Below are 13,145 nucleotides of genomic sequence, written 5' to 3' on the forward strand. Positions count from 1 at the left end.
CCAGACGTTTACACGTGTTTAACTTTTATTACCGATTTAGTTGAGTGTCTTAATCAACTTTTTTTATTGCATCTGGATCAACAAAAGAATAGCCTCTCTCTCTTAACCCTGAGACGATATCAGGTAAGGCTTCATTTGTCCACGTTCTGTCATGCATGAGAAGATTTGCGCCATCGCGTAAGAATTCGGTATTTACCATGATATCTGCTAAATTTGTGGCATCTTGATAGTCTTTTTCCCAATCGTAACCATAACTCCAGTTCATCACGACCATATTTTCTTCCTCGGCGATAGCCAGTGACTCATCAGTATTTGCGCCAAAAGGTGCGCGGAAAAACTGCGGACGCTCTCCAATGATTGATTCAATTAAATCATTCAAATCAACCAATTGTTGGCGTTGTTCCTCTCCTGATATATCCTGTAAATTCGGATGATTAAACGTATGGTTCCCTATCGCAAACCCCATATCGTGAATGTCTTTTAATATGTCATGCTTTTCATCCGTAGCTAAAAAATGACCATTAACAAAGAATATAGCTGGTACTTCTAGTGATTTTAATGTCTGCGCCATTTCTAGTGCTTGACCATCAGGTGCATCGTCTATTGTTAACAAAACAACTTTTTCATCAATGCCTTCTTCAATTGGCTCAACTGCCCAATTATTTTGATTCACTTGATAACTTACTTCTGGTTCATCTGGCGTTTCTTCGGTCACTTCTTCATCACTCTCTTCTGAATCTTCAGCTCCGTCATCTGCTGGTAAATCTTGTTCAGCTGAATCACTGTCTTCTGCTTCATTTGAAGGATCAACTTCTTCATTACCTGCTGTTTCAGTGTCGGGTTCATCAACAGATTCGTTATTGCAAGCTGTGATAAATAGAATCAATAATAAAAGGCTAATTCCTGTTGTGATTTTTTTCATATGTACCCTTCCTCTCGTTATCTCTATTCTACAATATTTTGACATAAAAAAACACCAGAAACAAAATGTTTCTGGTGTTTGATAAAATAAATTTGATTATCGAGCAACATGAATCGGTGTACCCATAATAACTTCAGCAGCTTCCATTGTAATCTCCCCGAGTGTTGGGTGAGCATGGATGGTAAGCGCTAAGTCTTCTGCGGTCATACCAGACTCAATGGCTAGACCTAATTCAGAAATCATGTCACTTGCATTAGTACCTGCAATCTGCGCACCAATAACAAGTCCATCTTCTTTGCGGGTAACTAATCGAACAAAACCATCAGAACTACTTAATGATAGTGCACGACCATTAGCTGCAAATGGGAATTTCGCTGACTTTACATCATAACCTGCTTCTTTGGCTTCTTGTTCAGTATAACCTACGGTCGCTAGTTCAGGATCAGAGAATACAACAGCTGGAATGCCATTGTAGTCAATTTCAGATTTATGACCAGCAATTGCTTCAGCAGCAATTTTACCTTCATAAGATGCCTTGTGGGCAAGTGGCGGGCCTGCGACAATATCACCAATTGCATAAATATTATCTAAGTTTGTCCGGCATTGCTTATCAATCTCTATTAAGCCACGGTCCGTCATTTCCACACCGACTTGTTCAAGTCCAATTTCTTTCGTGTTTGGATAACGTCCAACTGTAACAAGTACGTAATCTGCCTCGATTGTTTCTTCTTTACCGTTAGCTTCATACGTTACTTTTACGCTATCCTCTGATTCTTCAGATGATTTAGCCATTGCGCCAGTGACAATTTTAACGTTTTTCTTTTTAAGATGGCGTTTAACTATCGCTGACATGTCTTCTTCAAAACCATTTAAAATGTCATCCATACCTTCTAAGATGGTCACTTCTGTTCCAAAGTTTGCGTATGATGTACCAAGTTCAGTACCGACATAGCCACCACCGATAACTACTAATTTTTTAGGGATTTCTTTCAGGTTGAGTGCACCTGTAGAATCTAAAATACGTTTTGAGTATTTAAATGATGGAATTTCTATCGGTGTAGAACCTGTCGCAATGATACAGTTATTAAAAGTATAGGTTTGAGATTTTTTCTCATCCATTACACGTACTGTATTTTGGTCGACAAAGTAAACTTCACCGGCAACGATATCAATTTTGTTGCTTTTAAGTAACCCTTCAACACCTGAGGTTAACTTATTAACCACACTCGCTTTCCAATCTTGGACTTTACTGAAATCAACCGTAACATTTTCAGTTTTAATGCCCATTTCGTCAGCGCCATGCGCTTCTTCGTAGCGGTGTCCAGCTTGGATTAATGCTTTAGAAGGGATACATCCTACATTTAAGCACACCCCGCCAACTGCGCCTTTTTCTACAACTGTAACTTTTTGACCTGTTTGGGCAGCGCGGATGGCAGCTACATAGCCACCAGGTCCAGCACCAACAACTAGAGTATCTATTTCAATTGGGAAATCTCCTACTACCATATTCGATTACGCCTCCATCATGATTAATTGTGGATCGTTCAATAAACGTTTCACTTGGTTTAAAGCATATTGCGCTGTTGCACCATCTACGATACGGTGATCGAAACTTAATGAAAGTGCAAGCACTGGTGCGACAACAACTTCACCATCTTTAACAACTGCTTTTTCAGCAATACGGCCAATTCCTAAAATCGCAACTTCTGGGTGATTGATCACTGGTGTGAACCACTGACCACCCGCAGAGCCAATGTTAGTAATTGTGCATGAGCCACCACGCATCTCATCATTAGATAATTTACCTTCTTGAGCTTTAGCTGCTAATGTATTAATGTCTTTAGAAATCTCAAAGATTGACTTAGCATCTGCATCTTTGACAACAGGAACAAGTAATCCTTTATCAGTATCTGCAGCAATACCAATGTTGTAATAGTGTTTGTAGACAATTTCATCTGTACTATCATCAACTTCTGCATTTAATACTGGGAATTGTTTCAGCGCTGAAACAAGTGCTTTAACAACATACGGTAAGTATGTTAATTTGATATCTTTTTCAGCTGCTACTGGTTTGAATTTCTTCCGGTGATTAACTAACTCTGTCACGTCAACTTCATCATGTAAAGTTACATGCGGAGCCGTGTGCTTGGAATTAACCATTGCATTAGAAATTGCTTTACGGATACCAGACATTTTTTCACGTGTTTCTGGTAAGTCAGCTGTAGATTTTTTAACACCTTTGTCTGTTGCTTTTTCTTCTTTTGTTGCCGTTTTCGTATCGTCTGCTTTAGTTTCTGATTTCGGCGCTTCAGATGTTTGTTCACCATTCATAAATGCTTCAACATCTGCTTTTAAGATACGACCGCCTTTACCAGTACCTTTTACATTACCAATCTTAACATCATTATCACGTGCGAATTTACGGACTGAAGGCATTGCAATCACACGCTTACTAGCTGCAGTTCCTGATGTGTCTTCGTCAGCATCTTTTGCTTGTTTCGAATCTTCTTTCAGTTCTTCTTTCAACTCTGGTTCTACTTTAGGTGCAGCATCATAACCTTCTGCAAAAATTGAGATAATCACTTCACCTACAGTTGCGACATCACCTTCATTAAAGTGTACTTCTTTTACCGTACCTTCAACTGGGGATGGAATTTCCACCACAGATTTGTCATTTTGAATTTCGCATAAAACGTCATCTTCTTTAACTTCATCGCCAGCTTTTACAAACCATTTAACGATTTCACCCTCATGGATACCTTCACCAATGTCAGGTAAGTTAAATTCGAACACACCTTTTCCATCAGATGTTTCTTCCGTTTTATCTTCTTTTTCAGCTTCTTCTTTAGAAGCATCTTCAGATTCGTTACTTTCATAACCTTCTGCATCAATTGTAAGTAGAATTTCACCAACAGTTGCAACATCACCCTCACCAAAGTGTACTTCTTTGACGGTACCGTCAACGGGTGATGGAATTTCTACTACAGATTTATCATTTTGAATTTCACATAATACATCATCTTCTTTAATCTCGTCACCAGCTTTTACAAACCATTTGACGATTTCGCCTTCATGAATACCTTCACCGATGTCAGGCATTTTAAATTCAAAAGCCATTATAGCTAACCTCCCTGGTTAATTCATTGTTTATTAGTAGTTAATTACGTCGTTTACTTTTGCTACGATATCTTTATGATTTGGTAACCAAACTTCTTCTGCTTGTGTAAATGCATAAACAGTATCCGGAGCAGTCACACGTAGAACAGGTGCTTCTAGATGTAAGATCGCACGTTCTTGAATTTCTGCAACGATTTGTGAAGCAATACCCGCAACACGCTGTGCTTCTTGAACAACAACTGCGCGACCTGTTTTCTTAACCGATTCAACCACTGTTTCCACATCAAATGGAGCAATTGTACGTAAATCAACAACTTCAGCGCTAATGCCATCTTTCTCAAGTTCTTCTGCAGCTTTCACAGAAGCTTGCACCATTGCACCATAGGCGATAAGAGTAACGTCAGTCCCCTCGCGAGTAATTTTAGCTTTACCTAACTCAACTTCATACGAGTCTTCTGGCACTTCATCACGGAATGAACGATAGAGTTTCATGTGCTCTAAGTAGATAACCGGGTCATTGTCTCTGATAGAAGAAATTAATAAGCCTTTCGCATCGTATGGATTAGATGGAATTACAACTTTTAACCCAGGTTGTTGCGCCATTAAACCTTCCAGTGAATCCGCGTGCATCTCTGGTGTGTGAACACCACCACCAAAAGGTGAGCGGATCGTAATTGGTGCATTTTCTGAATTACCTGAACGGTAACGCATACGAGCCATTTGTCCACTAATTGAATCCATTACTTCATAGACAAATCCGAAGAATTGGATTTCAGGCACAGGGCGGAAACCTTGTGTTGCCAGACCGATAGCTAAACCACCAATACCTGACTCAGCTAATGGCGTATCAAATACACGATCTTCGCCAAACTCATCTTGAAGACCTTCAGTTGCACGGAATACCCCGCCATTTTTACCAACGTCTTCTCCAAAAATCAGTACATTTTCATCATCTCTAAGTTCGCAACGTAATGCATCAGTAATTGCTTGAATCATTGTCATTTGAGCCATGATTTACTTCGACTCCTTTGCTTTATATTCTTCCATTTGTTCTTGTAAGTTAGCAGGAAGTGTTTCATACATATTTGAAATTAAGTCAGTAACTTTTTGTTTAGGTGTATCATCTGCTTGCTTAATAGCTTCTTTAATATCAGCTTTTGCTTTTTCGATGATCTCATTTTCCTGATCTTCTGACCAAATACCTTTTTCTTCTAGATATTTACGGAAGCGTACCAATGGATCTTTTTGCTCCCATTCGCTATCCAAATCCTCAGTACGATAACGTGTTGGATCATCACCAGCCATCGTATGTGGACCATAGCGGTAAGTAAGCGTTTCAATTAATGTTGGTCCTTCTCCGTTTACGGCACGATCACGTGCTTCTTTCGTTGCTACATAAACAGCAAGCACATCCATACCATCAACTTGAATACCTTCAATACCCGCTGCAACAGCTTTTTGGGCTAATGTTTTAGCAGCTGTTTGTTTTTCTACAGGTGTAGAAATAGCAAAACGGTTATTTTGAGCAATAAAGATCGCAGGCGCATTAAAAGCCCCAGCAAAGTTCATGCCCTCATAGAAATCACCTTGCGATGTACCACCATCACCAGTATAAGTAATTGCTACACGTTTTTCATTACGTTTCTTTATGCCAAGTGCAACACCAGCAGTTTGGACATACTGTGCACCAATAATAATTTGAGGCGTCAAAGCATTAACTTCTTCAGGCATTTGACTTCCTACATAATGTCCTCTAGACCATAGGAAAGCTTTATATAGAGGTAACCCTTGCCAGATTAATTGAGGAACATCACGGTAGGCAGGTAACAAGAAATCATCTTGTTCCAGTGCGAACTGTGACCCTAATTGTGATGCTTCTTGTCCTGCTGTAGGTGCGTAGAACCCTAATCGACCCTGACGATTCAATGCGATTGATCGTTGATCTAAAATTCTCGTATACACCATTCTTGTCATTAATTCTTTTAATTCATCTTCTGATAAATCAGGCATTTTTTCTTCGTTAACAATTTTACCTTCTTCATTCAGAATTTGAAACGTTGGGAACTGCTCTGCAAACTTTTCGTTAGTACGTTTCAAAAGACTCACCTCTTCCTTTCTTTTCCACTCATATTTTTAATGTATGTGGTTTAATTTTATTCTCATAAAATTAAACTTAAATTGCACCTAAAGTAACAATACCCTTAAATTAATTTTTATAACCTTTTTTTAAAGAGAAAAACAAACTGTTATATAATTAATTTTCGTTCTGATTAGTACAATTTAATTTCTGATTTCAGTTTAGCCTAATATTTAATTCGGGTCAATCACTTTGCACAAATAACTTAACAATTATTTTTACAAAAAGGTTTAAAAAATCCCTTATTGTGAACTGTTTCACTTTAAAAACAACAACTGTATCAGTCCGAATCCAAACTGTGTATTACAGGAGAACGCTTTAAATTCAACCTTTTCTTTTTATGCTCAATCTCTCACAATTTTGTTATAGAATATCTTTTCTTCCGAGTAGCCTCTGGTTTATTAATGTCTCGATTTTTTTCAAGAAAATATTAAGCTTGTTATTGCACCCTTGTCTGAGTGATACTGAAGTAGAATAAATCGTCTATTTTGAAAACCCAATTTTGAGCAGAATACTCTTTCAATCAACTCACTCATTGTTCCAGAAATCTCTTCTCTTAACCAATACGATTTAAAAAAGAGCAAACAAAAAAAGCGCAATGCCCTAAGCCATTGCGCTTTTTAAACTTTAGTCAATTTTATTCATAAGAGATATTTAAATCTGACGCATCATAAAATGCACGTTTCGCTTCATTGAATTGATCAGTCGCATCATTAAATGCTTGATTTTCTTCAATTACCACTTGATACTGTGCATTAACCTTTTCAACTTGTTCAGTAAAGGCTTCTTCTTCTAATTCTTCATCCTTTAGTAATTGATATAACTCACTATCATAATCAAGCGATGTCTGGTAAGCGTCATTCAGTGCGATAAATGCGTTGTAACGATTTTCCATTGCATCAACCATTTCATTAGCACGTGTTTGTAAGGTTTCGTCCTCTAAATCGTCAATTAACGGAATGATATTATCGAATTCTTCCTTAGAAGCTTCAATGCTTTCACGTTCTGTTTCTGTCAATTCACGACGAGATTCAATTGAAGCAATTGCTTCATCAGCAAGTGCTGTAATTTCTTCATATTGATCAATACCTAAATCTTTAATTTCTTGATAAATTGCTTGTTCTTCTTCTTCAAGCGTTTTAATGGATTGCTGTTGTTCAACAAATTCCGTCTCTAACTGAACGGATTCTTCCATATGTTCATACATATCTTCTTGCGTATTTTCTCCTGAGCATGCAAATAAAAACATTGAGCTCAATAAAAGGACTGCTAAAAATTTTAAGCGCACAATCGTTCCTCCATTCACTTTTCACCTTGATTTTTTATTCTAAATTATTATAACATACGATACTGGTGTTTAGACACCCCTTGCTTGCTTTTTTACTATTTTCTTGATCTATCCATTTTTATTTAAACCACTCCGAGCGAAAAGATAACCAAATACCCGAAAAATATGTTACACTATGATACAGTTGAGTGACCGTCGATTTTGATCAGAACATATGCAAAAGGAGTAGACATATCGTGATTACTATGAAAGATATTGTAAGAGAAGGCTATCCAACCCTAACTGAAAGTGCAGCGCCGGTTGAAATGCCTCCTAATAAAGAAGATCAAGAAACATTAACTGACATGCTTACCTTTATTCAAAATTCACAAGACCCGGAAATAAGTGAAAAATACGAATTACGTCCTGGTGTCGGCCTAGCTGCACCACAACTTGGTTTGTCTAAACGCATGATGGCTGTTCATTTTGAAGATTTAAATGGTAACAGTTATAGCGATGGCTACTATAATCCAAAAATAATTAGTCATTCGGTTGAACAAACATACATCTCAACTGGTGAAGGGTGTTTATCTGTCGACCGTGAAGTACCAGGTATTGTACCACGACACATGCGTATCACTATAAAAGCAATTAATCTAAATGGTGAGCCTGTCAAACTACGATTAAAGGGTTATGCTGCTGTCGTCTTTCAACATGAGATTGATCACTTAAATGGCATTATGTTTTACGATCATATTAATAAAAACGATCCTTTTAAAACGCCTGATGGTGCAAAACCTTGTGATATTACTGAGTAGTGTTGCCTAAGTTAATGCCTGACTTCTCTAAAATGCTTGTTTTATGCTGTAAATCTAGTCCCTTTCAGATGTTTCTGTTTTCAAATCCTTTTTTTCGTACTATAATATAGTTATAAGGGTTGGATCGGATGATAAGTTTTTGCTTTTTGAAAGGAGCTGTTTGACATGCTAAGACGGCTAAGAGAAAAGCTTCGTAAGAAATTAAAAAGATTATTAAACCAAAATCGCGTCCCTAATGCTTAGGTTGAATCTCGATTCACTTAAACATCTGTTTACTATGTAAAAAAAGGAAAAAATAAGAAGGAGAGATAAAATGATTTTCAAAGTATTATATCAAGAACATGCTGGCGAAGTGCCAGTTCGTGAGAATACACATTCTCTATATTTAGAAGCAAGTAATGAACGTGAGGTACGTCGTCTCTTAAAAGACCGCGGTATCAATATTGAATTCGTACAACAACTGGATGGCGACCATTTGGCGTATGAAAAACAATCTGAAGATTTTAAAGTGGAGAATGTATAAGCGATGAAATTTGTGAAAAACGACCAAACCGCTGTATTCGCCATTGGAGGATTAGATGAAATCGGGAAAAACATGTACGGGATTCAGTTTCAAGATGAAATTATCTTAGTTGATGCCGGAATTAAGTTCCCTGAAGATGAACTTCTTGGAATTGATTATGTTATTCCAGATTACACGTATCTTGTCCAAAATCAAGATAAAATTAAAGGGCTTTTTGTTTCACACGGTCACGAAGATCACATCGGTGGGATTCCATACTTGTTACGCCAAATTAATATTCCCATTTACGCCGGAAAGTTAGCAATGGGATTAATTAAAAACAAATTAGATGAACACGGGTTATTACGTCAAGCAAAATTGCATGTTTACAATGAAGATGACGTTATTAAGTTTAGAAAAACATCTGTTACATTCTTTAGAACAACACACAGTATTCCTGATTCATATGGTGTTGTCATTAAGACACCACCTGGTAATGTCGTGCACACAGGTGATTTCAAATTTGATTTTACACCAGTAGGAGAACCAGCAAATATCGCCAAAATGGCTGAAATCGGTAAAGAAGGTGTCTTATGTCTTCTCTCAGATTCAACGAACAGTGAGGTCCCTGGCTTCACAATGTCAGAGCGAATTGTCGGAGACAGCATCAACGATATTTTCAATCGTGTAAATGGCCGCGTAATATTTGCAACTTTTGCATCAAATATTTATCGCTTACAGCAAATGGTTGAAGGTGCTGTGAAACACAATCGTAAAGTTGCAGTTTTCGGTCGTAGTATGGAAGCTTCGATTGCGATTGGTCGTGAACTTGGCTACATCAACGCACCTGACGACACATTTATCGATTCATATCAAATCAACAGATTACCTGCTAATAAAGTAACCATTCTTTGTACAGGGTCTCAAGGTGAGCCAATGGCTGCATTATCACGGATTGCAAACGGCACGCACCGTCAAATTTCAATTATTCCAAATGATACCGTTGTGTTCTCGTCTTCACCAATTCCAGGTAACACCATTAGTATTAGCCGGATGATTAATAGTTTATCTCGTGCAGGTGCTGATGTCATTCACGGCCCACTCAACGATATCCATACATCTGGTCACGGTGCTCAAGAAGAACAAAAATTAATGTTACGATTGATGCGTCCAAAATACTTTATGCCGATTCATGGTGAGCACCGGATGTTACAAGAACACGTCAAACATGCGATAGCATGTGATGTTGAAGCAGATAACTGCTTTGTTATGGATAACGGTGACGTACTAGCGCTCGGTAAAGAATCTGCGCAAATCGCTGGTAAGATTCCTTCTGGCGCGGTTTATGTCGATGGTAGCGGTATTGGTGATATTGGTAATATCGTCTTACGTGATCGCCGTATCTTATCTGAAGAAGGTCTAGTCATCGTTGTTGTGAGCATCAACATGAAAGAATTTAAAATCGCATCAGGTCCTGATATTATTTCACGCGGTTTTGTTTACATGCGTGAGTCAGAAGATCTGATTAATGAGGCTCAGAAATTAGTTGAGAAACACGTTTCTAAAGTGATGGAGCGTAAAACAACCCAATGGTCTGAGATTAAAAATGAAATAACAGATACAATCCAACCCTTCTTGTTTGAAAAAACAAAACGTCGGCCGATGATTTTACCAATCATTATGGAAGTATGAGATTAAATACAAAATACCGAGCGCTCAAGTGAGCGCTCGGTATTTTTTGTGCAACGATTAGAATTAATCTTCAATTACTAATTGTTTTTCGAACCTAGAAATATCTTTATCTGCACCAATAATAACTAAAGTATCTCCGTCAAGAATACGTTCTGTTGCCATCGGCGATACATTTATTTCTTTGCTTTCACCCGATTTAATTGCGACAACATTACAACCGTAATTGGCACGAATATCTAAATCAACAAGTGTACGTCCAACAATCTTATTACTAGCTTTAATCTCGACAATACTATGATCATCAGATAGCTCCAAATGATCTAATATATTACTAGATATAATAGAATGCGCAATTTTCTTTCCCATGTCACGTTCAGGGTGAATAACTTGATCAGCCCCAATTTTAATTAATACTTTTTCATGATAATCATTTTGAGCTTTCACAGTAATTTTTTTTATCCCTAATTCTTTTAACATTAGCGTTGTTAATATACTTGCTTGAATGTCTTCCCCGATCGCAACAATTACATGGTCAATATTTCTAATGCCTAATTCTTTTAATACTTTTTCATCTGTTGCATCAGCAATAACAGCATGTGAGGCAATATTTCTAAACTCATTTACCTTACTTTCAGTCGTATCAATCGCTAAAACTTCCATGCCTTCTCTCGATAGTTCACGACAAACACTTCCACCGAAACGACCCAGGCCGATTACTGCAAATTCGCGTTTCAAATCGCATTCCTCCCAACACATTTACATCTTATAGTCTAGCATATTTAAAGAAAATAACAAACAAAAAGTGACTTCAAGCTTTCTTAACTTAAAGTCACCTCATGGTATACAAATTAGAGTTCATCAAGCATCTCAAATTGAGATTTCACAAGTGAGTAATACTCACCTTCTTGTTCAATCAGTTCATCATGATTACCTTGTTCTAGAATTCGTCCATTCTCTAAAACGATAATGTTGTCAGCTTCTCGGATGGTTGATAAACGGTGCGCAATCATAATAGCTGTACGTCCATTTAACAACTTCCTTAAGGCTTCTTGTATTTTCATTTCAGCTTCTGTATCAATGCTAGCAGTGGCCTCATCAAGGATTAAAATCTTCGGATCTGCTAACAAGGCGCGTGCGAATGATAATAACTGTCGTTCACCCGCTGATAAAATATTGCCACGCTCTTCAACTTCTGTATCATAGCCGTCAGCCAATCTTAAAATGAATTCATGAGCACCAACAATTTTAGCTGACTCGATTACCTCTTCGTCGTTGGCTTCAGGACGACCAAATCGAATGTTATCCATAATGGAACCAGAGAATATAAATGTGTCTTGCAAAACAACACTGATATTACTTCTTAAATTTTGTACTTTCATGTCTCTGAGATCATAACCGTCTATTTTTACTTTTCCTTCAGTCGGATCATAAAAACGACTAATAAGGTTAGCAATTGTCGATTTACCAGAGCCTGTGTGACCAACTAAGGCGACCGTTGAACCAGGTTTAATGTCAATTGAAATTTCATGTAAAGCAACACGCTCATCATCATAGGAGAATTTCACGTGATCAAACGCAATATGACCTTGCATATCGTTAAATGTTTTTGCATTCTTCTTTTCTTCAACGTTTGGTTGTTCATCAAGAAATTCAAAGATACGCTCTGATGACGCCATCGCTACCAAGAGCTGGTTATATATTTGGCCTAGCCGTGAAATTGGTTCCCAGAACATACCCAAGTAGAACGCAAAACTAACAAAGGTCCCAATTGCAAATGCCCCATTTATAATTAAATGTGAACCGTAGGCGATTAAAATAACAGTTCCGATCGCATTACTCATTTCAACGAACGGGCCAAAATAAGCACTCTTTTTCATAGCTAAGCGCTCTTTTTCAAAGTTACTTCCATTCACACCCTTAAAGTATTGAGTATTTTCCTCTTCTTGAACAAACGACTGTGTGATGCGGACACCTTGAATACTCTCATTTAAATGTGAATTTAAACGCGATTTTTGAATACGAACATCTTGCCAAGAATGGCGAATGTTTCGGCGTAATTTAGTCGAGATATAAAACATAATCGGTAAGATCACTAAAACAGCTAATGCTAATTGCGGACTTAGTGCGAATAAAATAACAATAATCCCGACCAACATAATAATATCCATCAATAGATTTATAATCCCATTTGTAAAAAGTTCTTGCAATGAATTCACATCATTTAAAATCCGAACGAGAATCGATCCTGCTGATCGATTATCAAAGAAATTATGTGAGAGTCGCTGGACGTGTGAGAACAATTCTTTCCGTAAATCGTGAATGGTGCGCTGCCCGAGAACATTGACTGTACGGATTCTAAAACGGTTAGCAATAAAGTTTGCTAAATAAAGCACAGAAATTCCGATAATCAAATAAGTTAAGAGACTAATATCTCGATTGGCAATCGCTGTGTCCACTACGTATTGTCCAATAATAATAGGTACCGATAAGCGAACAATCATATTAACAAGCATCGCAACGACGGCTGCTGGAACCAGTGTTTTCGTGTAAGGTTTTAAATAGTTAAGGAGTCGTGCCATTTGACTCCAGTTGAACGGTTTTTCGACTGCATTTTCTTGCGGATAATAAAAACGCTTCGTATATGCGCCTTCGCTTGATATTTTTTCGTGTTTAGCCAAAATTATCACTCC

At 37.6% G+C, this 13,145-nt stretch carries 11 protein-coding genes; 3 read left to right on the forward strand and 8 right to left on the reverse strand.

The features are described from left to right. Positions 1 to 49 precede the first annotated feature (49 nt). The 6 genes from DES38_RS02525 to DES38_RS02550 all read right to left on the reverse strand — a co-directional run bounded on the left by DES38_RS02525 (position 50) and on the right by DES38_RS02550 (position 7,464). On the reverse strand, positions 50 to 922 hold the full coding sequence (locus tag DES38_RS02525) for a polysaccharide deacetylase family protein (RefSeq protein WP_110250509.1): 873 nt from the start codon (positions 920 to 922) through the stop codon (positions 50 to 52). A 96-nt stretch (positions 923 to 1,018) separates the two neighbouring features. Continuing rightward, complete coding sequence (gene lpdA / locus DES38_RS02530; RefSeq protein WP_110250510.1) at positions 1,019 to 2,428, reverse strand: dihydrolipoyl dehydrogenase; 1,410 nt, start codon at positions 2,426 to 2,428, stop codon at positions 1,019 to 1,021. Positions 2,429 to 2,434: 6 nt separating this feature from the next. Continuing rightward, positions 2,435 to 4,039, reverse strand: a complete 1,605-nt coding sequence (locus DES38_RS02535) for a dihydrolipoyllysine-residue acetyltransferase (protein WP_110250511.1) — start codon at positions 4,037 to 4,039, stop codon at positions 2,435 to 2,437. A 33-nt stretch (positions 4,040 to 4,072) separates the two neighbouring features. Next, positions 4,073 to 5,050 (reverse strand): alpha-ketoacid dehydrogenase subunit beta, encoded by a 978-nt coding sequence (locus tag DES38_RS02540; RefSeq protein ID WP_110250512.1) that lies wholly within the window; start codon positions 5,048 to 5,050, stop codon positions 4,073 to 4,075. A 3-nt stretch (positions 5,051 to 5,053) separates the two neighbouring features. Beyond that, positions 5,054 to 6,136 (reverse strand): pyruvate dehydrogenase (acetyl-transferring) E1 component subunit alpha, encoded by a 1,083-nt coding sequence (gene pdhA / locus DES38_RS02545; protein WP_110250513.1) that lies wholly within the window; start codon positions 6,134 to 6,136, stop codon positions 5,054 to 5,056. Between the two features lie 677 nt (positions 6,137 to 6,813). Further along, the gene (locus DES38_RS02550; RefSeq protein ID WP_110250514.1) at positions 6,814 to 7,464 is read right to left on the reverse strand and encodes a YkyA family protein; all 651 of its coding nucleotides are present in this window, start codon (positions 7,462 to 7,464) and stop codon (positions 6,814 to 6,816) included. Positions 7,465 to 7,700: 236 nt separating this feature from the next. Here DES38_RS02550 and def point away from each other — a divergent pair, with 236 nt between their 5' ends. The 3 genes from def to rnjA all read left to right on the forward strand — a co-directional run bounded on the left by def (position 7,701) and on the right by rnjA (position 10,455). Continuing rightward, a complete protein-coding gene (def, locus tag DES38_RS02555; RefSeq protein WP_110250515.1) occupies positions 7,701 to 8,261 on the forward strand; it encodes a peptide deformylase in 561 nt (186 codons plus the stop codon). A 313-nt stretch (positions 8,262 to 8,574) separates the two neighbouring features. Beyond that, the gene (locus DES38_RS02560) at positions 8,575 to 8,784 is read left to right on the forward strand and encodes a DNA-dependent RNA polymerase subunit epsilon (RefSeq protein WP_110250516.1); all 210 of its coding nucleotides are present in this window, start codon (positions 8,575 to 8,577) and stop codon (positions 8,782 to 8,784) included. A gap of 3 nt (positions 8,785 to 8,787) precedes the next feature. Beyond that, positions 8,788 to 10,455, forward strand: a complete 1,668-nt coding sequence (gene rnjA, locus DES38_RS02565) for a ribonuclease J1 (protein WP_110250517.1) — start codon at positions 8,788 to 8,790, stop codon at positions 10,453 to 10,455. Between the two features lie 63 nt (positions 10,456 to 10,518). On the opposite strand, the gene DES38_RS02570 is transcribed toward rnjA, so the two are convergent. Both DES38_RS02570 and DES38_RS02575 read right to left on the reverse strand, forming a co-directional pair. Next, positions 10,519 to 11,190 carry a potassium channel family protein gene (locus DES38_RS02570; protein WP_110250518.1) on the reverse strand — a complete coding sequence of 224 codons (672 nt, stop codon included), beginning with the start codon at positions 11,188 to 11,190 and terminating at the stop codon, positions 10,519 to 10,521. 113 nt (positions 11,191 to 11,303) lie between these two features. Then, positions 11,304 to 13,133, reverse strand: a complete 1,830-nt coding sequence (locus DES38_RS02575; protein WP_110250519.1) for an ABC transporter ATP-binding protein — start codon at positions 13,131 to 13,133, stop codon at positions 11,304 to 11,306. Positions 13,134 to 13,145: the final 12 nt, after the last annotated feature.

It is taken from the genome of Streptohalobacillus salinus, from assembly GCF_003201605.1.
GTDB lineage: Bacteria > Bacillota > Bacilli > Bacillales > Amphibacillaceae > Streptohalobacillus > Streptohalobacillus salinus.

What these genes read in the sequence shown, in the direction of transcription:
- DES38_RS02535 (WP_110250511.1), bottom strand. Translation starts at nt 4,039, where the DNA reads ATGGCTTTTGAATTTAAAATGCCTGACATCGGTGAAGGTATTCATGAA.
- DES38_RS02525 (WP_110250509.1), bottom strand. Translation starts at nt 922, where the DNA reads ATGAAAAAAATCACAACAGGAATTAGCCTTTTATTATTGATTCTATTT.
- DES38_RS02560 (WP_110250516.1), top strand. Translation starts at nt 8,575, where the DNA reads ATGATTTTCAAAGTATTATATCAAGAACATGCTGGCGAAGTGCCAGTT.
- rnjA (WP_110250517.1), top strand. Translation starts at nt 8,788, where the DNA reads ATGAAATTTGTGAAAAACGACCAAACCGCTGTATTCGCCATTGGAGGA.
- DES38_RS02540 (WP_110250512.1), bottom strand. Translation starts at nt 5,050, where the DNA reads ATGGCTCAAATGACAATGATTCAAGCAATTACTGATGCATTACGTTGC.
- lpdA (WP_110250510.1), bottom strand. Translation starts at nt 2,428, where the DNA reads ATGGTAGTAGGAGATTTCCCAATTGAAATAGATACTCTAGTTGTTGGT.